Raw genomic sequence first — 19493 nt, 5'->3', positions numbered from 1 at the left:
GAGAAACGATATGACCGACACCCCGCTTGAAATGAAGCTGATCAGCCCGAGCCTGCATGACCAGATCATGTGGCTGCCGTGCGATCCGGCGGAGTACACCAACGTCAACATGATGCTCGCCTACAAGGAGGGCCACCGCGACGCCCGCCACGCCGCCGCCGAGCTGGTTGCGGCGCATGAAGCTGAGCAGGCCGCCCCGGTGGCCGTGCCGGATGAGCGCGAGGCATTCGAGGCAAAATTTCCCGTGCCGAGCGATTGCAGGCGTGTCGGCAACACCTATGCCGCCACCGAGTTCAATGCGTGGCAGGCAAATGCCTATGGCGAAATTCGCAAGGGCTGGCTCGCCGCTCTCGAATGGCGGGAAAGTTCAGCACCATCCTCGCCAACCCCGCCAGCGCAGCAGCCGGCGGCGTGGATAAGCGTCGACGAGCCGTTCCATGGAGCGGCCGGGATTGAGGCCGGCGAGTGGGATATTCAGTGCGACGGGAAAGCCATCGACGAACTGGCTGCTGCGAACTCGCCTGGAAGAATCCCGCTCTACGCAGCCCCGCCAGCGCAGCAGAGCCAGTGGGTGGCTGTGAGTGAGCGGCTGCCGGAAAGAGGCAAGGATGTTCTTGCCTCTTATGCGGGTAGATATACCGGGAGGGTATTTGTCATCCGCGCCGAATACGTGGCCCCAAGAACTGAGGAATCCACAGACCCAGATATCGAATCTGTTGAGTACGACGAAGAGTCCGATACCTACTATCTGCAAGCAGGCTGGTACGAGCGGATCAACAACTGGGGAGACTACAGTACAGTTCACGTCACAGAGGGCGAGGTATCGCACTGGATGCCGCTTCCAGCCGCCCCCGGCGACACCGCAGCGCCGGAGCAGACCGAGCAGCCTTACGGAACGACCAGCGACAAGTACCGCGCCGAACTCTACGACGAGGTGTGGCAGAAGGCCCGCGATATGGGATACGGCAACGTGACCGAGGCCCTGGTTGAGCTGGAGCGGATCAATGGGCAGGCCGAGCAGCCGACGGCAGAGGGGAAGTGAACCATGGCCGAATTTTCAGTAACGCTGCTGATCGACGCATCGACCTCAATGACGGTTACCGCCGACACGCCAGAGGATGCGGCCGAGCTGGCGATGGATGAAGCCGGCAATCCAAGTCTTTGCCATTACTGCTCCGGAAAGATGGATGTCGGTGACGTATATGCCGCCCGCGTCTATGACGGCGACAAGGAAGTGCTCGACACGGATTGGACCGCGCAGCAATTGGCTGCGGCTGAGAAGCAAGTCGAGAAGCTGGAAAAGCGCGTGGCCGAACTGGAGCAGGCCGAGCAGGACGCCGTGAAGGTGCCGCGGGGGCTGCTGGAGTGCTACCTGAACGGGGGCGGCGATTGGGTAGAGGCCGGGCACAAACTGCGCGCCCTGCTTGGAGGTGGCGAATGAGCACCGAAAATGAATTCGACTTTGCGATTATGGATCGCAGCGATCAATGGTTGGCAGACCACGGACAGCCTACTAACACCGACCTGCGCAGGCAGATGTCAATGGTCAATATTGACAGCGCGAACGGATCAAGAGATGCACTTGACTATCTAATCGAAATGCGCCGGGCCAGAACTACTTGGACAGGCGTGCTTGAAAATGGATTGCGATGGGATGTTGACCGTTTGATCGAAATCAAAACCGTGGCTCTGCGTGATCTGCTTGGAGGTGGCGCATGAGCGACCTCATCTGCCGCAAGACCATGATGCGCCTATTGGTTGTCCTTGCGGCCCTGCTGTTGGCTGCATGCAAGATAGAACCTACCCCGCCCGCAGGCGCGCCAACCGAGGTACATGGGGATTGGCTTAAAACCTGGCATGACGACGAGCACCGAGTAACCTGCTGGCTACATAGCGTCAATGGCGGGAAAAGCCTGTCGTGCCTGCCTGACTGGATGCTGACCGCAAAGGAGGCCCGCCATGGCGAATGACGGAGTTCATCGCTGGCGAGCCACCGAGCGACCTGGTGACGGCTCAGTCGTCGAGGTGGTAGATGCCGCCGACCACGACCGCATCGTCAGCGAGCTGGTCGAGGGCGGGAGGAAGATGCAGGCGGAGCGGGATCAGTGGCAGCAGGAGGCAATCCGGCTCGCGTCCGTGGTATGTGCATTGGGCAAGATGGAGTTCGACCAGCTGACCGATGACACGAAGCTGATCGAAGTCATGTCGTTGATCCGCGAGGCGATTCAGGAGCGCGACCAGCTGGCAGAGCGGTGCAGGGAGTTGGAAAACCAGGCCGCAGCAGACACCGAACTGATCGGTAAATACCAGTCGACTGTTGATGATCTGCGCGCCGAGGTCGAACAAGCTCGCGGGACTGCCGAGTATTGGAAGGCAGGACTCCTGGACGCTAACGCCGAGGTCGAGGCCCTGCGCAAGGATGCGGATCGCTATCGGTGGCTGCGCGAGCGCATGGCAGTCGAGGATATCCCAGGAGAGCACCCCGCTTGGTCTCAGCCAAGCGAGGTCGAATCGGTCAAGGTCGACATAGCCATCGACGTAGCCCTGGAGGCCAGCCGATGACGACAAAAACCACGGCGAGCGAACTTCAGGCGTTCTGGGCTTCGGATGACCCGATGTTCTGGCCGGACGGGGCCTACGTGGAAGGTCTGACTTTGATGGTCGACGGCGCGCTGACCGACGAGTTCGATGGCACAGACCCGGGAACTCTTACCGACGATCAAGACATCAAGATCATTGGCGGAGCGATCTGCCTGGAGAATGGCGATGAGCGTGATCTGGAGACTCAGTTCCGAAAGTGGCGCAAGCTCCAGAGCAGCGTGTTCCTGAGCGTACAGGCACCGAAGGACAAGCTCGACGAGATCAAGGCAGCAATCAAGGCCCTCGGCGGAACTATCCGCTAACCCCCATCCCCCCATCCCCCCATACCCACTTACCACCGCTGCCCACGGGCGGCGCGGAGAGAGTCATGTCTGAACATAAGCACACGCCAGGGCCTTGGCGAGTATTCACTCCAGAGGACTATGAAGGCCCAAGCTCATTGCCTGGGCTTGGAGTTGAAAATCATGAAGGCAAGGCCGTTGTTTGGTATGCGGCAGAACCAGAAACAGGGCTTGAGAATGATCATGACGCCCGCCTGATCGCCGCCGCACCGAGCCTGCTGGAGGCGCTTGAGAATCTTCTGGCTGTACACGAAGGCAAGGGCGGAACCCGGTATCACGCGGGAGATATAGCCCGCGCCGCAATAGCCAAGGCCACCGGCCAAGCCTAACCCAACCCCGCCCACACTCCCCGGCCAGGCCGGGGCAGGGAGACTCAATGAGCGCAGAAGTAGCGCAGCCGATCACTCGGCAGCGCCGGCAGGATATTGCCCCGCGATTCATCCGGGCCGGCGATGCTCCGGCATACCTCGGCATGTGCAAGACCGAATTTGCAAATACGGTCAGGCCTTATGTCCGTGAGTTCCCCATCGGGAAGCAGGGCGTCGGGTTCGATCGTGAAGAACTGGACGCATGGGCTGACGCCTATGTTGAACGAGCAGCAATTGATAAAGCAGGCGCTACGGGGCAACAATCCGCCCGCAGCGAGCGCCAAAGCAAAGGAGAACAGCAATGGCGCGAAAAACAATCTCAGGGCTCCAGAAAATGCCGAACGGCATCTGGAAAATCGACAAAAGGTACAAAGGAGAACGGATTCAGGAAAGCACTGGAACTTGTGACCGGGAAGAAGCAGAGCAGTACCTGATCCATCGGCTGGAGCAGTTGCGGCAGGAAAAAGTGTACGGGGTTCGCCCTGTCATCCAGTGGCAGGAGGCCGCAACCCGCTATCTGATCGAGTTCCAGAACCAGCCTTCCATCTGGCTGACGGCGATCTACCTGGAGCAGCTCGACTCGTACATAGGCGATCTACCACTGTCCCGCATAGATGACAGGTCCTTGGCTCCCTACATAAAGGACAAGCTCCAAGGCGGAGCGTCGAACAGGACGGTGAACATCGCGCTGGAGAGGGTAATCAGGATCCTGAACCTGTGCGCTAGGAAGTGGCGGGACGACAACAGCAAACCGTGGCTCGACACAGTGCCGATGATCGCCAAACTGGATGAGAAGCGGGCCAGCCGAAAACCGTACCCGCTGTCGTGGGAGGAACAGAGCCTGCTGTTCGCGGAGCTTCCCGACCACCTTCGGAGAATGGCCTTGTACAAGGTTAACACCGGGTGCCGAGAGCAGGAGGTTTGCAAGCTCAGGTGGGAATGGGAAATCGCCGTGCCAGAACTCGGGACCAGCGTTTTCCTGATCCCGGCAGAATTCGGTGGGAGGCGTGAGCAGTCTGGCGTTAAGAACCGCGACGAGCGTCTTGTCGTTCTGAATGACGTAGCCAGGCGGGTGATTGATGGGCAGCGCGGCCTACACCCATCACTGGTGTTCCCCTACGGAAATCCAGACCAGTTCGGGCCAACTGCAGTCCACCGGATGAACGACAGCGCCTGGAGGAAGGCCAGGGTTAGGTCGGCTGCCAAGTGGGAGGAGATCCACAAGACGCCGGCTCACCCAGGATTCGCCTCGATACGCATCCACGACCTAAAGCATACGTTTGGCAGACGGCTTAGGGCGGCAGGCGTAACCGAGGAGGACAGGAAGGCCCTATTGGGCCACAAGAATGGAAGCATCACCAGCCACTATTCGGCGGCAGAACTCGACCAGCTGATTGATGCGGCGAACAAGGTATCAGCAACCGACAGTCGCGCTCCGGCGCTGACGATCCTGAAAAGGAGGCAGGGATAAAAAAGGCCGAGTTACTTGAAAAGTCACTAGGCCAAAAATAACAAAACCGCTCGAAAGCGGCTAAGTCATTGAATTCATTGGTCGGGACGGAGTGATTCGAACACTCGACCCCTTGCACCCCATGCAAGTGCGCTACCAGGCTGCGCTACGCCCCGACTCTTTGCCCCAACTCGCTGGAGCGGGTCGAACTATATATTAAGCTTCTGAAAAGTGGAAGTTTTTTTTGCGACTTCGGCTACTTGCGCAAAACCTGGAGAACATCCTCCAACTCGGCGATCGTCTGTCGAATCAGTTGCCGGTATTGGGTGGTTTCTTCCTTGGCTTCGTCCCCGGAAAGGCGCAGGCGCGCCCCGCCGATGGTGAAGCCCTGCTCGTACAGCAGGGCGCGAATATGCCGGATCATCAGGACATCCTGACGCTGATAGTAGCGCCGATTGCCCCGACGCTTGACCGGGTTGATCTGGGGAAATTCCTGTTCCCAGTAACGCAACACGTGCGGCTTGACCGCACACAGCTCACTGACCTCGCCAATGGTGAAGTAACGCTTCCCGGGGATGGGAGGCAGTTCGTCGTTATGGCTTGGTTCCAGCATAGGCTTCAACCCTGGCTTTCAGCTTCTGCCCTGGACGAAAGGTGACGACACGCCGTGCCGTGATCGGGATTTCCTCCCCCGTCTTGGGGTTGCGACCAGGCCGCTGGCGCTTGTCGCGCAGGTCGAAATTGCCGAAACCGGACAATTTGACCTGCTCGTTGTGCTCCAGTGCCTGGCGGATTTCCTCGAAGAACAGCTCCACCAATTCCTTGGCTTCTCGTTTATTCAGGCCAAGCTCCTCGTAGAGACGTTCTGCCATCTCAGCTTTCGTCAGAGCCCCCATATACGCTACTTCCTTAACGTCGCATTGAACCTTTCTTCCAGCGAGGTGAGGATGTTCTGGGTTGTACTGTTCACCTCATCATCGTTAAGAGTGCGCGATGGATGTTGCCAGGTCAAGCCGACAGCCAGGCTTTTTCGTTGCGGATCAATACCTTTACCCTGATACACATCGAACAGACGCAGGTCGGTCAGATATTCCCCTGCCGCCTCGCGAATGGCCTGCAGCACCGCCTCTGCCGGAGTATCGCAATCGACGATCAGCGCGAGATCGCGGCGCACCTCGGGGAAGCGCGAAAGCTCGCGGAAAGCCGGCAGGCGACCGGCAGCGATTTCCGCCAGGACCAGCTCGAACAGGAAGACCGGCTGATCCAACCCCAGCGCCTTGCCCAGTTCGGGATGCAGGGCACCCAGGAAGCCGACCAGACGTCCCTTGCGCTCGATCCGTGCGGTCTGCCCCGGATGTAGCGCAGGATGCTCGCCACTGACGAAACGATATTCGTCGGCGGCGCCGGCGGTGGCAAGCAGAGCCTCCACATCCGCCTTGGCATCGTAGAAGTCCACCGCATCCCGGCCATGGCTCCAGCTTTCCGGCAGACGGCTGCCGGTGATGACGCCAGCCAGCACGGGCTCCTGCTTGAGGTTGTCCAGCCGACCGACGAAACGCAGGCCGCTCTCGAACAGACGCACGCGGGACTGCTGGCGGTTCAGGTTGTACTGCAGCGCCTTGAGCAGTCCAGGCCAGAGCGAGGCCCGCATGACCGCCATGTCCGCGGAAATCGGATTGGCCAGGGCCAGCGGCTCGACGCCCGGAGTGAAGAGCTCGAACAGCTTGGGATCGATGAAGCTGTAGGTGATCGCCTCCTGGTAGCCGCGCGCGACCAGCAGACGGCGCAGCACCGGCAGTTCACCGCGGGCCTCGGCACGCGCCTGCGGTGCCAGGCGTGCCTGCGGATAGCGGACCGGCAGGTTGTTGTAGCCATGCAGGCGGCCGAGCTCCTCGATCAGATCCACTTCGAGACCGATATCGAAACGATGGCTGGGCACCCCAACCTGCCACTGGCTGGCCGCAGTGGAGCTGACCGTCAGCCCCAGTGCGACCAGCAGGCGCTCGACTTCGGCGGCCTCCATGCGCAGGCCGAGCATCTGCTCGATGCGCTCGGCACGCAGGGTGATCGGCGCCACCTGCGGCAGGCTCGACGGATCGACCACCTCGATGATGGGGCCGGGCTCGCCACCGACAATCTCCAGCAGCAGCGCAGTGGCACGCTCCATGGCTTCGCGGGCCAGTTGCCAATCGACACCGCGCTCGAAGCGGTGCGAGGCATCGGTGTGCAGACCATAGGAGCGCGCTTTGCCAGCGATGGCGATGGTGTCGAAGAAGGCACTTTCCAGGAACAGGTCACGGGTACCCTTGGCAACGCCACTGTGTTCGCCGCCCATCACGCCGGCGATCGCCAGGGCGCGCTGGTGGTCGGCGATCACCAGGGTATCGGCACGCAGGCTGACCTCCTGGCCGTCGAGCAGGACCAGCTTCTCGCCCTCCTCGGCCATGCGCACGCGGACACCGCCATGGATCTCGGCAAGATCGAAGGCATGCATCGGTTGACCCAGCTCGAGCATCACGTAGTTGGTGACATCGACCGCCGGGTCGATGGCGCGAACACCGGAGCGGCGCAGGCGCTCGACCATCCACTGCGGAGTCGGCCGCGACAGGTCGACGTTGCGCACCACGCGCCCCAGATAACGAGGGCAGGCCTGCGATGCCAGCACCTCGACCGGACGCACTTCGTCATGTACCGGCGGCACGCTGGCGACCGACGGGCGAGCGACCGGAGCGCCGTAGAGGGCACCTACCTCGCGGGCCAGGCCGGCCAGGGACAGGCAGTCGCCACGGTTGGGGGTCAGGTCCACCTCGATGCTGGCATCGTCCAGATCGAGATAGGTGCGGATGTCCTGCCCTACCGGCGCATCGGCCGGCAGTTCCAGCAGGCCGTCGTTCTCCTCGCTGATCCTGAGCTCGGCTGCCGAGCAGAGCATGCCGAAGGATTCCACACCACGCAGCTTGGCCTTCTTGATCTTGAAGTCGTCACCGAGTACGGCACCGATCATGGCGAAGGGGACCCTGATGCCCGGACGGGCATTGGGCGCACCGCAGACCACCTGGAAGGTTTCGCTGCCGTTGCTCACCTGGCAGACGCGCAGCTTGTCGGCGTCCGGATGCGGCTCGGTGGCGAGGATCTCGCCCACCACCACACCGGAAAAGGCCCCCGCCACCGGCGTGACGCTGTCGACCTCGAGACCGGCCATGGACAGGCGGGCCACCAATTCGTCGCGGGACACCTGCGGATTGACCCAGTCCCGCAGCCATTGTTCGCTGAATTTCATCCTGTTCTCCCAAAGAATTCGATTACGGTTGCGGCCCTAGCGGAATTGCGCAAGGAAGCGCAGATCGTTGTCGAAGAACAGGCGCAAGTCGTTGACGCCATAACGCAGCATGGCCAGGCGCTCGATCCCCATGCCGAAGGCGAAGCCCTGGTACTTCTCCGGATCGATGCCGGACATGCGCAGCACATTGGGGTGCACCATGCCGCAGCCCATCACCTCCAGCCAGCCGGTGTGCTTGCACACCCGGCACCCATGGCCGCCGCACATCACGCACTGCATGTCGACCTCGGCCGAAGGCTCGGTGAAGGGGAAGAACGAGGGACGGAAGCGCACGCCCAGCGGCTTCTCGAAGAACACCCGGAGAAATTCCTCGATGGTGCCCTTGAGATCGGCGAAGCTGACGTTTTCGTCGATCAGCAGGCCCTCGAGCTGGTGGAACATGGGCGAGTGGGTGATATCCGAGTCGCAGCGGTAGACGCGGCCCGGGCAGACGATGCGGATCGGTGGCTCCCCGCTTTCCATGGTGCGCACCTGGACCGGCGAGGTGTGGGTGCGCAGCAGCATGTTGGCATTGAAATAGAAAGTGTCGTGCATCGCCCGCGCCGGATGGTGACCGGGGATGTTGAGAGCCTCGAAGTTGTGGTAGTCGTCCTCGACTTCCGGGCCCTCGGCGACACTGTAGCCGATATGGGTGAAGAACTGCTCGACGCGCTCGAGGGTACGGGTCACTGGATGCAGGCCACCGGAAGCCTGGCCACGCCCCGGCAGGGTCACGTCGATGCGCTCCGCGGCCAGCCTGGCAGCCAGCGCAGCGGACTCGAGGTCGGCCTTGTGCGCATTGAGGGCCTCCTGAACGCTGTTCTTGGCCGCATTGATCAGGGCGCCAGCCTTCGGGCGCTCTTCGGCCGAGAGCTTGCCCAGGCTCTGCATCAGCTGGGTCAGCTCGCCCTTCTTGCCGAGGTAGTGAACTCGGAGCTGCTCCAGGGCGTTGACGTCTTCGCAATGTTGCACGGCCTCGAGCGCTTGCGAGACCAGTGCATCCAGGTTTTCCATGTACAACCTCCAGGGGGTCTTGCAGAACTGTCCTGGCGCCCGCTTCGACCTTGCCGCACTCGGCAGGAGGTCTGCCAGGAACGCAACGCTCGGTTTTGCAAAAACCCCTTCTCAGATACGAAATAGGGGAAGAGCACTAGGCTCTTCCCCTATCGGTGACGTTCGGCACCGGGCGAACCCGGTGATTGTCGGGGGGGATCAAGCCAGAACGGCTTTGGCCTTCTCGACAATCGCGGCGAACGCCGCTTTCTCGTTCACTGCCAGATCGGACAGAACCTTGCGGTCGATCTCGATGGCCGCCCTTTTCAGACCGGCGATCAGACGGCTGTAGGACAGACCGTTCTGACGGGCACCAGCGTTGATACGGGCGATCCACAGGGCACGGAATTGACGCTTGCGCTGACGGCGGTCACGGTAGGCATACTGGCCTGCCTTGATCACCGCCTGCTTGGCGACGCGGAATACGCGGGAACGCGCACCGTAGTAGCCCTTGGCGAGTTTCAGGATTTTCTTGTGACGGCGACGGGCGATAACGCCACGCTTAACACGAGCCATGAGTAGTTACCTCTAGAATCTTGACCGGAATTAACGAACGCGCAGCATGCGCTCGACTTTGGCGACGTCGGACGGATGCATCAGCGAGGTGCCGCGCAGCTGACGCTTACGCTTGGTCGTCATCTTGGTCAGGATGTGGCTCTTGAAAGCGTGCTTGTGCTTGAAGCCGTTCGCAGTCGGCTTGAAGCGCTTCTTGGCACCGCTCTTGGTTTTCATCTTTGGCATGTTCGGATACTCCGCATTCAGTCAATATACATAACCGCAAGGCCTGCCAGTGCCCTGGTGGGTTATTTTTTCTTTTTGGGGGCGATGACCATGATCAGTTGGCGTCCTTCCATCTTCGGATGCTGTTCGACGGCGCCATATTCGACGAGGTCGGTTTCGACCCGCTTCAACAGCTCCATGCCCAGCTCCTGGTGAGCCATCTCGCGGCCGCGGAATCGCAGGGATACCTTGGCCTTGTCCCCATCGCTAAGGAAACGTACCAGGTTGCGTAGTTTTACCTGGTAATCCCCTTCTTCCGTCCCTGGTCGGAACTTGATTTCCTTGATCTGGACCTGTTTCTGGTTCTTTTTCGCCGCCGCGACCTGCTTCTTCTTCTCGAACAGGTGCTTGCCGTAGTCCATGATCCGGCACACGGGCGGTACCGCGTCAGCGGAAATCTCGACCAGATCCAGCTTGGCCTCTTCCGCTACGCGAAGCGCTTCATCAATCGAGACGATGCCAATCTGCTCGCCGTCCACTCCAATTAACCGAACCTCGCGTGCCGAGATATTCTCGTTGATCGGGGCTTTCGGTTGAGCTTTTCTATCTTGTCTCATTTCACGCTTAATAATGATTACTCCAATTCTTGGCGACCACGCCGGGCTACCGCCTGCGCCAGCATCTCGCGGAACTGTTCGACGGGCATCGAGCCCAGATCGACCCCTTCGCGGGTGCGCACAGCTACGGCTCGCGTCTCAACTTCCCGATCTCCGACCACCAAGAGATAGGGAACCTTGAGCAAAGTATGCTCGCGGATTTTAAAACCGATCTTTTCGTTTCTCAAGTCGGACCTGGCACGAAAACCGCTTTGATTGAGCATCCGCTCGACTTCAAGCGCGAATTCGCCCTGCTTGTCGGTGATGTTCATGATCACCGCCTGAGTCGGCGCCAGCCAGGCCGGGAAAGCGCCTTCGTAGTGCTCGATCAGGATGCCGATGAAACGCTCGAAGGAGCCCAGGATCGCCCGGTGCAGCATCACCGGATGCTGGCGGTCGTTGTTCTCGCTGACGTACTCGGCTCCGAGACGGACCGGCAGGTTGAAGTCCAACTGCAGGGTGCCACACTGCCAGACACGCCCCAGGCAGTCCTTCAGGGAAAACTCGATCTTCGGGCCGTAGAAAGCACCTTCGCCCGGCTGCAGATCATAGGGCAGGCCGGCAGTCTCCAGGGCCGCGGCCAGCGCACCCTCGGCACGATCCCACAGATCGTCGGAACCGACGCGCTTTTCCGGACGGGTGGACAGCTTCAGCTGGATGTCCTGGAAGCCGAAGTCGGCGTAAACCTGTTGAGTCAGCTTGATGAAAGCGGCGGACTCGGCCTGCATCTGCTCTTCGGTGCAGAAGATGTGCGCATCGTCCTGGGTGAAGCCGCGCACGCGCATGATGCCGTGCAGCGCACCCGACGGCTCGTTGCGATGACAGGCACCGAACTCGGCCAGACGCAGCGGCAGCTCGCGGTAGCTCTTCAGCCCCTGGTTGTACACCTGCACATGGCACGGGCAGTTCATCGGCTTGATCGCGTAGTCGCGGCTTTCCGATTCGGTGGTGAACATGTTCTCGGCATAGTTTGCCCAGTGCCCCGACTTTTCCCAGAGTACGCGATCGACCACCTGCGGCGTCTTGATCTCCAGATAGCCGTTTTCCCGCTGGACGGTACGCATGTATTGCTCGAGCACTTGGTAGACGATCCAGCCATTGGGATGCCAGAAGACCATGCCCGGCGCTTCTTCCTGGGTGTGGAACAGATCGAGGCGCTTGCCGAGCTTGCGATGATCGCGCTTCTCTGCCTCCTCGATGCGCTGGATGTAGGCGGCCAGCTGCTTCTTGTCCGCCCAGGCGGTACCGTAGACGCGCTGCAGTTGCTCGTTCTTGGCGTCGCCGCGCCAATAAGCGCCGGACAGCTTGGTCAGCTTGAAGGCCTTGAGGAAGCGGGTGTTCGGCACGTGCGGACCACGGCACATGTCCACGTATTCCTCGTGGTAGTACAGCCCCATCGCCTGCTCGTCGGGCATGTCGTCGACCAGGCGCAGCTTGTAGTCCTCGCCCCGGGACCTGAACACCTCGATCACCTGCTCGCGCGGGGTCATCTTCTTGATGACGTCGTAGTCCTTGTCGATCAGCTCGCGCATGCGCTGCTCGATGGCCGCCATGTCCTCCGGCGTGAAGGGACGCTCGTAGGCGATGTCGTAGTAGAAACCTTCCTCGATGACCGGACCGATCACCATCTTCGCCGTCGGATACAGCTGCTTGACCGCATGGCCGACCAGGTGGGCACAGGAGTGGCGGATGATCTCGACCCCCTCCTCGTCCTTCGGCGTGATGATCTGCAGGGTCGCATCATGGTCGATCAGATCGCAGGCATCGACCAGCCTGCCGTCGACCTTGCCGGCCACGGTGGCCTTGGCCAGGCCGGCGCCGATGGACTGGGCGACCTCGGCGACCGAAACCGGATGATCGAATGCACGTTGACTGCCGTCGGGAAGAGTGATGGTGGGCATGGCGCCTCCTCTCCTAGTGGTGACCCCTACCAAAGGCCACATGGGTTGGGATGAGCCAGTAAAGCGATTCGCCGGATATGCCTGCCTCACGGTGGCAGAAGCCCGAAGGCCCGAACCGAGCGAACCGGAGTCACTGGAAGTAAAAGCTGCGGGATGCTTTCAGAAAGCCGCGCCACTGACAAGCATCCTGTAAAAAGACGCTTTCGCGGCCTTTTCAATTCAGAGTTGCGAGCATAATAGGACTTGACCGAGCTACCCCTTCAGGACAGCGGCAGGATGGCCTTAATCCATTGAGTCAAAAAGGGAAACAGATCGAATCGCTTGCTTTTGAAACGCTTATCCTAACATGAACCATTTATAAATTAATGCTGTATTTCCCCACGAAAAAACCCACGACAGCGCACGCAGAGCCCTTCGGGCGTCTCGCCATACCGTTCGACAACAACATTCGGGCCTCACCCCGATGGCGCCTTCCAGAAGCCAGAGAAGAAAAAGCCCGGTGCACTGACCGGGCCTTCCCAACACATCCAACCGGACAATCAAAGTGGATTGATCTGGCCATCAATATCCGCACTATCCGGATCAATATCCGAGGGCAATCCCTTGATCTCGTCATTGGCATCCGGTGGAAGTTCGATGTCATAGCCGGGCACATCCTCAACACCCGACTCATCAGGGCTCCCCCGGACTCGCCGGGCATTCAAAGAGCCTGATTTGCGCCTTACCTCCTTGACCTCTTCAGACTCGCGCTCTCCCTGCTCATCGCGAGATCTTGGAATTTCACCTTCAGTATCGGCAGGAATTTCGATAGGAGCTTCCGGATCCATCATGCACACCTCGCTACTGACTTACAGATCGGCCATGTACATGAGATGACTGCCAGCGCATAGCGTTCGACCAGCAAACCCGCCAATCATCCGACAAGCTCGGCAATGGCTTGCAAGCCTCCTCCCCCCGACCAGCCCCCTCGAGCCCAACCACAGACGCCCTTGATTACGATCACCGCCCCGATAGCAACCGGAGCGGCTACGACCCAGGAAGTAACCATGGGCAAGCCGCGATACACGAAAAAAAACAGAAATAAAAGACAAATTCTTTCTTAAAAGAGAAATTTTAGGAAAAAATGTTATTATTAAAACAACATATCCTCGTTTCGACAGGTTATCATGACCCTGCCGCCGGCGGATCGGCATGCCCGCAGCGTTAGCTGACTCACCTTTTTAGTAGGGGCTGTGAATGCGCGCTGCAGGTTCGAGTAATCCGCAAGCCTAGGGTTTTATCCATATCCCCTATACGGGCTGTATCTGCGCAGTCGGCGACAGAGCAGATGACAGGCCGGAAAGACGGCCATTGCCCCGACATCGGGCAGGATTTGCAATATCCGTGGGCAGATCGGCACGCCAGCAGCGTCAGCCGGCATATCCAAGATGATGGCCACGCCGGAGCTCCCGGCTCCAGCAAGGCGCGCAGCTGGTTCGAGTAATCTGCAAGCCGAGGCCGATTCACCTACCCAGCTGGCAGGCACGCCAGCGGCGGCAAAGTGCCCGACTGGCCGGCGTAACCGGCCGCACCCTTCCCCCCGCCCCCTATCCACAGCCTGCCTCACCACCAATCGAGCCGCCAACCCTGCACCGGGTCGAACACCTGCGAGCATTCGGCCAGAAGCCTCCGACGCAGGCAGAAAAACCCGTGCCTGCCTGGGCGTTCCGCACCAAGAAGCTATTCTTTGAATACCGTCGGCGGATCGGCATGCCGTCAGCGTCAGCTGGCCACTGCTAAGGGTGGCCCGCCGGGTCTCACGGCCCCGGCAAGGCGCGCAGTCGGTTCGAGTAATCCGCAAGCCAAGGGACGTTCGCTCCTGCTCCTTATTGGCAGGCACACCAATGGCGACAGAGTGCCCGACTGGCCGGCGTAACCGGCCACACCCACCCCGTCCATACCCCATCAGGAAACCACCTCAACCGGGGCGATTCAGCTGCCTGCGCGCGCACCACGCCAAGGACAAGAAGAACCCCGAGGAACCAGAGCAAAGAGACAGCCACACGATTTCGCATGCAAATCCGCCCCCTCGGCCCGTGACAAAAACAGACACAGCCGCCTGGCTGGGCGCCAGTTATCGGGCTTACCTTGTAAATACCGTCGGCGGATCGGCATGCCGAAAGCGTCAGCCGGCCACGCGCACGGTGGCCACGCCAAGGCCACAGCCTTGGCAAGGCGCGCAGTCGGTTCGAGTAATCCGCAAGCCAGGGAGCTTATCCCCCCCTGCTGGCAGGCACGCCAATGGCGACAGAGTGCCCGCCTGGCCGGCGTAACCGGCCACACCTCCACCCCTTTCCGGTTGGCTGATAGCACATGCACTGCATTCGCCCAGGATCGGGCGCAGAGAAGGACTTTCCCACCGCTGGATTTGTCAAAAACAACCTGGGAACTACCTTACTTATTACTCCCTTGCAACCCCCGGGGGAGCACCTGCAGCAGGTATTTGCCAAGGAGCCGTCGGCAGATCGGCATGCCGGCAGCGTCAGCCGGCCATTCGTGAAATGTCCACGTCAGGGTATGTCGTCCCCGGCAAGGCGCGCAGTCGGTTCGAGTAATCTGCAAGACACGGAAGTTATGACACCGGAATCCGCCTGTAGTCACGCAGGCGTCGATAGAGTGACCGCCTGGCCGGCGCAACCGGCCATCTTTGTCTTTTGGGGCCAAACGGAGAGCACATGCACCCCACGCGCTCTGCCACTCCACCAACAAGGACAATACATCCGCACAAAGCGTGTGGAAAAAAGTTCGCCAAAGGCTAACTTTTATGAAAGCCCCCCCTACCAACCAGGACAGGCACATGCCCATGCATTGCCGCCGGCAGATCGGCATACCCTCGGCGTCAGCTGGTCATTGGTAAAAATGGCTGCACCGGACCTCCAAAGGATCGGTAAAGCGCGCGGTCGGTTCGAATAATCTGCAAGCCAAAGGGGAATCCATCCGTACCCTCTCCTATTGGTAGGCACGCCAATGGCGACAGAGTGCCCGCCTGGCCGGCGTAACCGGCCGCACTCTTCTCCTTACGTCCCCGCATGCATCGGAATGCCAGCTCGCCCGCCCGGCAGCGACCTCCTCATGGCCGCGACAACAGAGATTCACGCCAGGATAAGAGAAGTTCATGCAGACCCACGTACAGGCCCCGACGGGCGATGACCGCCCATGACATAAGAAGGGAATCACCTACCAGCGTGTCCAGGCGGACCTGAAGTTGCGAGCCGATGGGCGTTTCCCCCAAATATTCCCAATATTTTGCTCAAAACAAAAAAGGCGACCCTTTCGGATCGCCTTCTAAGCCCCGCACGATGCGGGTTTTGTTTGGTAGGCACAATTGGACTCGAACCAACGACCCCCACCATGTCAAGGTGGTGCTCTAACCAACTGAGCTATGTGCCTGTCGATGGCCGCGCATTCTACGGACTTGAGCCGCCCTGTCAACACCTTTTCCCGCTAACCAACTGAAAAAGATGATTTTTCCCTGCGGGACCGGATTCCCGGTGCGCTAGCCGGGGGAAAGCCGCTTCGGTAGCATCGGATCGACCTCGAATATTGAATCAGGAAGCTGCAAGATGGCGCATACCGACTATCCCCTTTCCTACTATGCCGCCACAGCCGCCCCCGCCCCGCAGCGCCCACAGCTCGTCGGGGAGGTCGAAACCGACGTCTGCATCGTCGGTGCGGGCTATACCGGCCTGTCGAGCGCCCTGTTCCTGCTGGAGAACGGCTTTCGCGTCGTTGTGCTGGAGGCGGCCAAGGTCGGCTTCGGCGCTTCCGGGCGCAACGGCGGGCAGATCGTCAACAGCTACAGTCGCGACATTGATGTGATCGAGCGCAGCCTGCCCGTCGAGCAGGCCCGCCGGATCGGCGACATGGCCTTCGAGGGCGGACGTATCCTGCGCGCACTCGTGGCTCGTCATGACATTCATTGCGACTTGAAGGACGGCGGTGTGTTCGCCGCCTTCACCAGCCGGCAGATGGCCCATCTGGAGGAGCAGAAGAAACTCTGGGAGCGCTATGGCCATGGCCAGCTGGAACTGCTGGACGAGCGAGGCATTCGCACGGTGGTAGACAGCCGGCAATATGTGGGTGGCCTGCTGGACAGGAGCGGCGGGCACATCCATCCGCTCAACCTGGCGCTCGGCGAGGCCGCTGCAGTGGAGGCTCTCGGCGGAGTGATCCACGAGCAATCGCCCGCCGTGCGCATCGAGCACGGCACCACACCAGTAGTGCATACGCCCAAGGGACAGGTCAGGGCGAAGTTCGTCATATTGGCCGGCAACGCCTACCTGAGCGACCTGGTCCCGGAGCTGGCCGCCAAATCGATGCCTTGCGGCACCCAGGTGATCGCTACCGAGCCCCTGGACGAGGAGCTGGCCGCCAACCTGCTGCCGCAGGACTACTGTGTCGAAGACTGCAACTTCCTACTGGACTACTACCGGCTCTCCGCCGACCGGCGCCTCATCTATGGCGGTGGAGTGGTCTACGGTGCGCGCGATCCGCGGGACATCGCTGCCATCGTCCGGCCGAAGATGCTCAAGACCTTCCCGCAGCTGCAGCACGTGAAGATCGACTACGCCTGGACCGGCAACTTCCTGCTCACCCTCTCGCGCCTGCCCCAGGTAGGGCGGATCGGCGACAACATCTATTACTCCCAAGGCTGTAGCGGCCACGGCGTCACCTATACCCACCTGGCCGGCAAGCTGCTCGCCGAGGCCCTGCGCGGCCAGGCCGAACGCTTCGATGCCTTCGCCGCACTGCCGCACTACCCCTTCCCCGGCGGCCGGCTGCTGCGCGTGCCCTTCACCGCCCTGGGAGCCTGGTACTACAACCTGCGGGACCAGTTGGGCGTCTGACTCAGGAGGACGGGCAGGCCGGCACCGGCGCGCAGCTCGCGCCCCCACCCCGGGCCGGCGGCAGCTCCGTGGCGAAGCGGGCGTCGTTCGGCGCCAGCTGCCGGGCGCAGCTGCGGGCCTGGCTGGCCACTGCCGGGCAGCCGCGCTCGGCGAGGACCTCGGACAGATTGAACCAGCCGGCGGCGAGCCGCGGGTCACGCCTCAGGCTTTCCCGCAACGCCTCCTCGGCGCCCAGCCGATTGCCCTGGGCATGGCGACTGTTGGCCAGGGCAAACCAGCCGACGGAGGCTTCCGGCCAGCGCGTCACCGCCGTGCGGTAGGCCTGCTGCGCCGCATCGCCCTGCCCGGTTTCCTCCAGATCGCTGGCGGCCTTCAGCCAGGGCTGTGCCTGCGCAGTTGCCGGCAGCCGGTTGGCGGGCAGCGTCAGCACGGCCCAGCGTCCGCCCTTCGCCCAGGTCCGGTCGAAGGTGGCGAAGTCGATCGTCAGGCGGCGTGTGGTTCCCGAGCGCAGGATGAGCTGCTGCTCGCGACGGTCGTAGCCCACCACCACTGCGAAATGCCAGCTCGGCCACCAGTCCAGCGCGAGGTTCTGCAGCACCAGCACCGGGTTGCCGGCGGACACCTCGGCCAGGACGCTCTCGAGCCGGGGCGCCAACGGATAGACCAGCATTCCGTGGCGACGCGCGGCGGCCACCATCTCCACCTGCAGGCTGCCCTTGCGACCGGGCAGATACACCTGGTCCTTGAGCAGCCCCGGCGAAGTATCCAGGCCCCGCTGGCTGAGCATGGTCGCCAGCGCCGCCGGCCCGCACTGATAGGCGCTCTGCGGATAGAAAGGCACGCCAGTCAGCTCGACCCGCTCGGGCAGGCGCGCGGTTTCCGCGGGCAACACGGGAGCGCGCGCACAGGCCACGAGCAGGGCCAGCATCCCGAACAGCAGGAACGTCCGCAGGCGCCGGCCTAGCGGTTGATGCAGCGAACGAAGGTGTAGACGTCCGTGGCGCAGAGCATGTCGGTGATGATGAAGATCACCAGGAACAGTACGATGATGCCCAGCACATTGCCCCCGGCCGGCGCTTCGGCGAGCTGCCGGTTGAACTCCGCCAGTTCGGCGCTGGTGAGGCTGCCGATCCGCTGCTCGACCTGCTGCCGGTCGACGCCCAGGGCTTCCAGCTTCTTCCGGACTTCCTGATTCTCGAGCATCTGCAGCAACTGCTGGCGATCGACCTGGTGCTGTTCCGCAGCGACTACCTCCGGCGTGCCGATCATCGCCGCCTGGGCCATGGGAATCTGGGTGCACATCAGCAGCTGCAGCGCGGCCAAGGTGCCGGCCACACGCCGAATAGGAGTCGAGGTGGACATAGGAGAGAACTCCCTTCATTTGATTGTCAGCCCGTCCTGTTACGAAAGACGGCCATTCTAGACGGAACCTCCCCCATCCCCACGTGCCGTTCCGTCAGATCGCAGTATAGCCACCGTCTGCCTGGAGACAGGCACCGGTCACGATCGAGGCCCGGTCGCTGGCCCTGGGCGATCTCCAGCGGCTGGGCCAGGCGGCCGACCGGCTGTCTGGCCAGGATCGCCTCCCGGGTCGCCTGCGGCAGCCGGGCCAGCAGGGGCGTGTCGATATAGCCCGGCGACACGCTGTTGGCGCGGATGCCCTGGCGGGCGTAGGTCAGGGCGACCGAGCGGGTGAAGTTGACCACCGCGGCCTTGGCCGCCGAATAGGCCGTGCTGTTCTCCTGCCCCACGTGCGCCAGGATCGAGGCCATGTTGACGATGGCCCCGCCGCCGCCTTCCAGCATCCGGGTGGCAGCGTGCTTGTTGCACAGGGCGACCCCGGTCAGGTCGATGTCGATCACCCGCTGCCAGTTCGCGAGGTCGAGCTGGTGCACCGGCGCCTTCTTTTCCGGAATTCCCGCGTTGGCTACCAGGATGTCGAGCCGGCCGAAACCGTCCACCGCCGCCTGCATCAGGGCCGCAACGCTTTCCTCGCAGGTCACGTCGGCGCGCACGAAAATCGCCGCCTCGCCGAGTTCGGCAGCCAATGCCGCCGCCGACGCGTCGATATCGCCGATCACCACCCGGGCGCCCTCGGCCACGAACAGCCGGACAATCGCCTCGCCTATCCCGGAACCGCCGCCGGTGACGACGGCAACCTTTCCATCGAGCATGATGAATCTCCTCTCGAAGCAGTG

At 61.6% G+C, this 19493-nt stretch carries 22 protein-coding genes and 2 tRNA genes; 10 read left to right on the top strand and 14 right to left on the bottom strand.

The window, feature by feature from the left end; translation table 11 throughout:
* Window positions 1-10: 10 nt before the first annotated feature.
* From GCU53_RS21570 to GCU53_RS21530, 9 genes are all read left to right on the top strand, one after another.
* A complete protein-coding gene (locus tag GCU53_RS21570) occupies window positions 11-1042 on the top strand; it encodes a DUF551 domain-containing protein (RefSeq protein WP_152389399.1) in 1032 nt (343 codons plus the stop codon).
* A 3-nt stretch (window positions 1043-1045) separates the two neighbouring features.
* The gene (locus GCU53_RS21565; RefSeq protein ID WP_152389398.1) at window positions 1046-1441 is read left to right on the top strand and encodes a hypothetical protein; all 396 of its coding nucleotides are present in this window, start codon (window positions 1046-1048) and stop codon (window positions 1439-1441) included.
* Window positions 1438-1719 carry a hypothetical protein gene (locus GCU53_RS21560; protein ID WP_152389397.1) on the top strand — a complete coding sequence of 94 codons (282 nt, stop codon included), beginning with the start codon at window positions 1438-1440 and terminating at the stop codon, window positions 1717-1719. The genes GCU53_RS21565 and GCU53_RS21560 overlap by 4 nt, the downstream gene beginning before the upstream one ends.
* Window positions 1716-1970 carry a hypothetical protein gene (locus GCU53_RS21555; RefSeq protein WP_152389396.1) on the top strand — a complete coding sequence of 85 codons (255 nt, stop codon included), beginning with the start codon at window positions 1716-1718 and terminating at the stop codon, window positions 1968-1970. Before GCU53_RS21560 ends, GCU53_RS21555 begins: the two co-directional genes overlap by 4 nt.
* Complete coding sequence (locus GCU53_RS21550) at window positions 1960-2562, top strand: hypothetical protein (RefSeq protein ID WP_152389395.1); 603 nt, start codon at window positions 1960-1962, stop codon at window positions 2560-2562. Before GCU53_RS21555 ends, GCU53_RS21550 begins: the two co-directional genes overlap by 11 nt.
* Window positions 2559-2903: a hypothetical protein gene (locus GCU53_RS21545; protein WP_152389394.1), complete on the top strand. Its 345-nt coding sequence runs from the start codon at window positions 2559-2561 to the stop codon at window positions 2901-2903. Before GCU53_RS21550 ends, GCU53_RS21545 begins: the two co-directional genes overlap by 4 nt.
* Window positions 2904-2968: 65 nt before the next feature.
* Window positions 2969-3271: a hypothetical protein gene (locus tag GCU53_RS21540; protein WP_152389393.1), complete on the top strand. Its 303-nt coding sequence runs from the start codon at window positions 2969-2971 to the stop codon at window positions 3269-3271.
* Between the two features lie 47 nt (window positions 3272-3318).
* The gene (locus GCU53_RS26275) at window positions 3319-3744 is read left to right on the top strand and encodes a hypothetical protein (RefSeq protein ID WP_244306905.1); all 426 of its coding nucleotides are present in this window, start codon (window positions 3319-3321) and stop codon (window positions 3742-3744) included.
* Window positions 3645-4781, top strand: coding sequence for a tyrosine-type recombinase/integrase (locus GCU53_RS21530; protein WP_244306904.1), 1137 nt, complete (start codon window positions 3645-3647; stop codon window positions 4779-4781). Before GCU53_RS26275 ends, GCU53_RS21530 begins: the two co-directional genes overlap by 100 nt.
* A gap of 78 nt (window positions 4782-4859) precedes the next feature.
* Here the strand turns inward: GCU53_RS21530 and GCU53_RS21525 are convergent.
* From GCU53_RS21525 to GCU53_RS21470, 11 genes are all read right to left on the bottom strand, one after another.
* Window positions 4860-4936, bottom strand: a tRNA-Pro gene (locus tag GCU53_RS21525).
* 80 nt (window positions 4937-5016) lie between these two features.
* Window positions 5017-5373, bottom strand: a complete 357-nt coding sequence (locus GCU53_RS21520) for a MerR family transcriptional regulator (protein WP_152389391.1) — start codon at window positions 5371-5373, stop codon at window positions 5017-5019.
* Window positions 5354-5656 carry an integration host factor subunit alpha gene (ihfA, locus tag GCU53_RS21515; protein ID WP_011913482.1) on the bottom strand — a complete coding sequence of 101 codons (303 nt, stop codon included), beginning with the start codon at window positions 5654-5656 and terminating at the stop codon, window positions 5354-5356. The genes GCU53_RS21520 and ihfA overlap by 20 nt, the downstream gene beginning before the upstream one ends.
* Before the next feature lie 5 nt (window positions 5657-5661).
* The gene (pheT, locus tag GCU53_RS21510) at window positions 5662-8040 is read right to left on the bottom strand and encodes a phenylalanine--tRNA ligase subunit beta (protein ID WP_152389390.1); all 2379 of its coding nucleotides are present in this window, start codon (window positions 8038-8040) and stop codon (window positions 5662-5664) included.
* A gap of 36 nt (window positions 8041-8076) precedes the next feature.
* Entirely contained in the window at window positions 8077-9093 is a 1017-nt protein-coding gene (gene pheS / locus GCU53_RS21505) for a phenylalanine--tRNA ligase subunit alpha (RefSeq protein WP_152389389.1), read from the bottom strand.
* 198 nt (window positions 9094-9291) lie between these two features.
* Window positions 9292-9648 carry a 50S ribosomal protein L20 gene (gene rplT / locus GCU53_RS21500; protein WP_152389388.1) on the bottom strand — a complete coding sequence of 119 codons (357 nt, stop codon included), beginning with the start codon at window positions 9646-9648 and terminating at the stop codon, window positions 9292-9294.
* Between the two features lie 30 nt (window positions 9649-9678).
* Window positions 9679-9873 carry a 50S ribosomal protein L35 gene (rpmI, locus tag GCU53_RS21495; protein WP_039804765.1) on the bottom strand — a complete coding sequence of 65 codons (195 nt, stop codon included), beginning with the start codon at window positions 9871-9873 and terminating at the stop codon, window positions 9679-9681.
* 62 nt (window positions 9874-9935) lie between these two features.
* On the bottom strand, window positions 9936-10487 hold the full coding sequence (gene infC / locus GCU53_RS21490; protein ID WP_208845535.1) for a translation initiation factor IF-3: 552 nt from the start codon (window positions 10485-10487) through the stop codon (window positions 9936-9938).
* Window positions 10487-12409: a threonine--tRNA ligase gene (gene thrS / locus GCU53_RS21485; RefSeq protein WP_152389386.1), complete on the bottom strand. Its 1923-nt coding sequence runs from the start codon at window positions 12407-12409 to the stop codon at window positions 10487-10489. The genes infC and thrS overlap by 1 nt, the downstream gene beginning before the upstream one ends.
* 539 nt (window positions 12410-12948) lie before the next feature.
* A complete protein-coding gene (locus GCU53_RS21475) occupies window positions 12949-13239 on the bottom strand; it encodes a hypothetical protein (RefSeq protein WP_152389385.1) in 291 nt (96 codons plus the stop codon).
* Window positions 13240-15761: 2522 nt separating this feature from the next.
* Window positions 15762-15838: transfer RNA gene (locus GCU53_RS21470), tRNA-Val, on the bottom strand.
* Between the two features lie 173 nt (window positions 15839-16011).
* Between GCU53_RS21470 and GCU53_RS21465 the strand changes: the two genes are divergently transcribed.
* Window positions 16012-17295 (top strand): NAD(P)/FAD-dependent oxidoreductase, encoded by a 1284-nt coding sequence (locus GCU53_RS21465; protein ID WP_152389384.1) that lies wholly within the window; start codon window positions 16012-16014, stop codon window positions 17293-17295.
* A 1-nt stretch (window position 17296) separates the two neighbouring features.
* Here the strand turns inward: GCU53_RS21465 and GCU53_RS21460 are convergent, their stop codons facing one another.
* From GCU53_RS21460 to GCU53_RS21450, 3 genes are read right to left on the bottom strand one after another with little or no spacing between them, the layout of a single operon-like run.
* On the bottom strand, window positions 17297-18223 hold the full coding sequence (locus tag GCU53_RS21460; protein ID WP_152389383.1) for a PA2778 family cysteine peptidase: 927 nt from the start codon (window positions 18221-18223) through the stop codon (window positions 17297-17299).
* A 32-nt stretch (window positions 18224-18255) separates the two neighbouring features.
* Window positions 18256-18657 carry a PA2779 family protein gene (locus GCU53_RS21455; protein WP_152389382.1) on the bottom strand — a complete coding sequence of 134 codons (402 nt, stop codon included), beginning with the start codon at window positions 18655-18657 and terminating at the stop codon, window positions 18256-18258.
* Window positions 18658-18683: 26 nt separating this feature from the next.
* Entirely contained in the window at window positions 18684-19469 is a 786-nt protein-coding gene (locus GCU53_RS21450; RefSeq protein WP_208845374.1) for an SDR family NAD(P)-dependent oxidoreductase, read from the bottom strand.
* Between the last annotated feature and the right edge of the window lie 24 nt (window positions 19470-19493).

This window comes from Azotobacter salinestris (genome assembly GCF_009363155.1).
Taxonomy (GTDB): Bacteria; Pseudomonadota; Gammaproteobacteria; order Pseudomonadales; family Pseudomonadaceae; genus Azotobacter; species Azotobacter salinestris.
This window is presented reverse-complemented; position numbering and strand designations above follow the sequence as displayed.

Coding starts and splice junctions, on each gene's coding strand:
- GCU53_RS21570 (WP_152389399.1), top strand. CDS start 11: ATGACCGACACCCCGCTTGAAATGAAGCTGATCAGCCCGAGCCTGCAT.
- GCU53_RS21565 (WP_152389398.1), top strand. CDS start 1,046: ATGGCCGAATTTTCAGTAACGCTGCTGATCGACGCATCGACCTCAATG.
- GCU53_RS21560 (WP_152389397.1), top strand. CDS start 1,438: ATGAGCACCGAAAATGAATTCGACTTTGCGATTATGGATCGCAGCGAT.
- GCU53_RS21555 (WP_152389396.1), top strand. CDS start 1,716: ATGAGCGACCTCATCTGCCGCAAGACCATGATGCGCCTATTGGTTGTC.
- GCU53_RS21550 (WP_152389395.1), top strand. CDS start 1,960: ATGGCGAATGACGGAGTTCATCGCTGGCGAGCCACCGAGCGACCTGGT.
- GCU53_RS21545 (WP_152389394.1), top strand. CDS start 2,559: ATGACGACAAAAACCACGGCGAGCGAACTTCAGGCGTTCTGGGCTTCG.
- GCU53_RS21540 (WP_152389393.1), top strand. CDS start 2,969: ATGTCTGAACATAAGCACACGCCAGGGCCTTGGCGAGTATTCACTCCA.
- GCU53_RS26275 (WP_244306905.1), top strand. CDS start 3,319: ATGAGCGCAGAAGTAGCGCAGCCGATCACTCGGCAGCGCCGGCAGGAT.
- GCU53_RS21530 (WP_244306904.1), top strand. CDS start 3,645: ATGCCGAACGGCATCTGGAAAATCGACAAAAGGTACAAAGGAGAACGG.
- GCU53_RS21520 (WP_152389391.1), bottom strand. CDS start 5,373: ATGCTGGAACCAAGCCATAACGACGAACTGCCTCCCATCCCCGGGAAG.
- ihfA (WP_011913482.1), bottom strand. CDS start 5,656: ATGGGGGCTCTGACGAAAGCTGAGATGGCAGAACGTCTCTACGAGGAG.
- pheT (WP_152389390.1), bottom strand. CDS start 8,040: ATGAAATTCAGCGAACAATGGCTGCGGGACTGGGTCAATCCGCAGGTG.
- pheS (WP_152389389.1), bottom strand. CDS start 9,093: ATGGAAAACCTGGATGCACTGGTCTCGCAAGCGCTCGAGGCCGTGCAA.
- rplT (WP_152389388.1), bottom strand. CDS start 9,648: ATGGCTCGTGTTAAGCGTGGCGTTATCGCCCGTCGCCGTCACAAGAAA.
- rpmI (WP_039804765.1), bottom strand. CDS start 9,873: ATGCCAAAGATGAAAACCAAGAGCGGTGCCAAGAAGCGCTTCAAGCCG.
- thrS (WP_152389386.1), bottom strand. CDS start 12,409: ATGCCCACCATCACTCTTCCCGACGGCAGTCAACGTGCATTCGATCAT.
- GCU53_RS21475 (WP_152389385.1), bottom strand. CDS start 13,239: ATGATGGATCCGGAAGCTCCTATCGAAATTCCTGCCGATACTGAAGGT.
- GCU53_RS21465 (WP_152389384.1), top strand. CDS start 16,012: ATGGCGCATACCGACTATCCCCTTTCCTACTATGCCGCCACAGCCGCC.
- GCU53_RS21460 (WP_152389383.1), bottom strand. CDS start 18,223: ATGCTGGCCCTGCTCGTGGCCTGTGCGCGCGCTCCCGTGTTGCCCGCG.
- GCU53_RS21455 (WP_152389382.1), bottom strand. CDS start 18,657: ATGTCCACCTCGACTCCTATTCGGCGTGTGGCCGGCACCTTGGCCGCG.
- GCU53_RS21450 (WP_208845374.1), bottom strand. CDS start 19,469: ATGCTCGATGGAAAGGTTGCCGTCGTCACCGGCGGCGGTTCCGGGATA.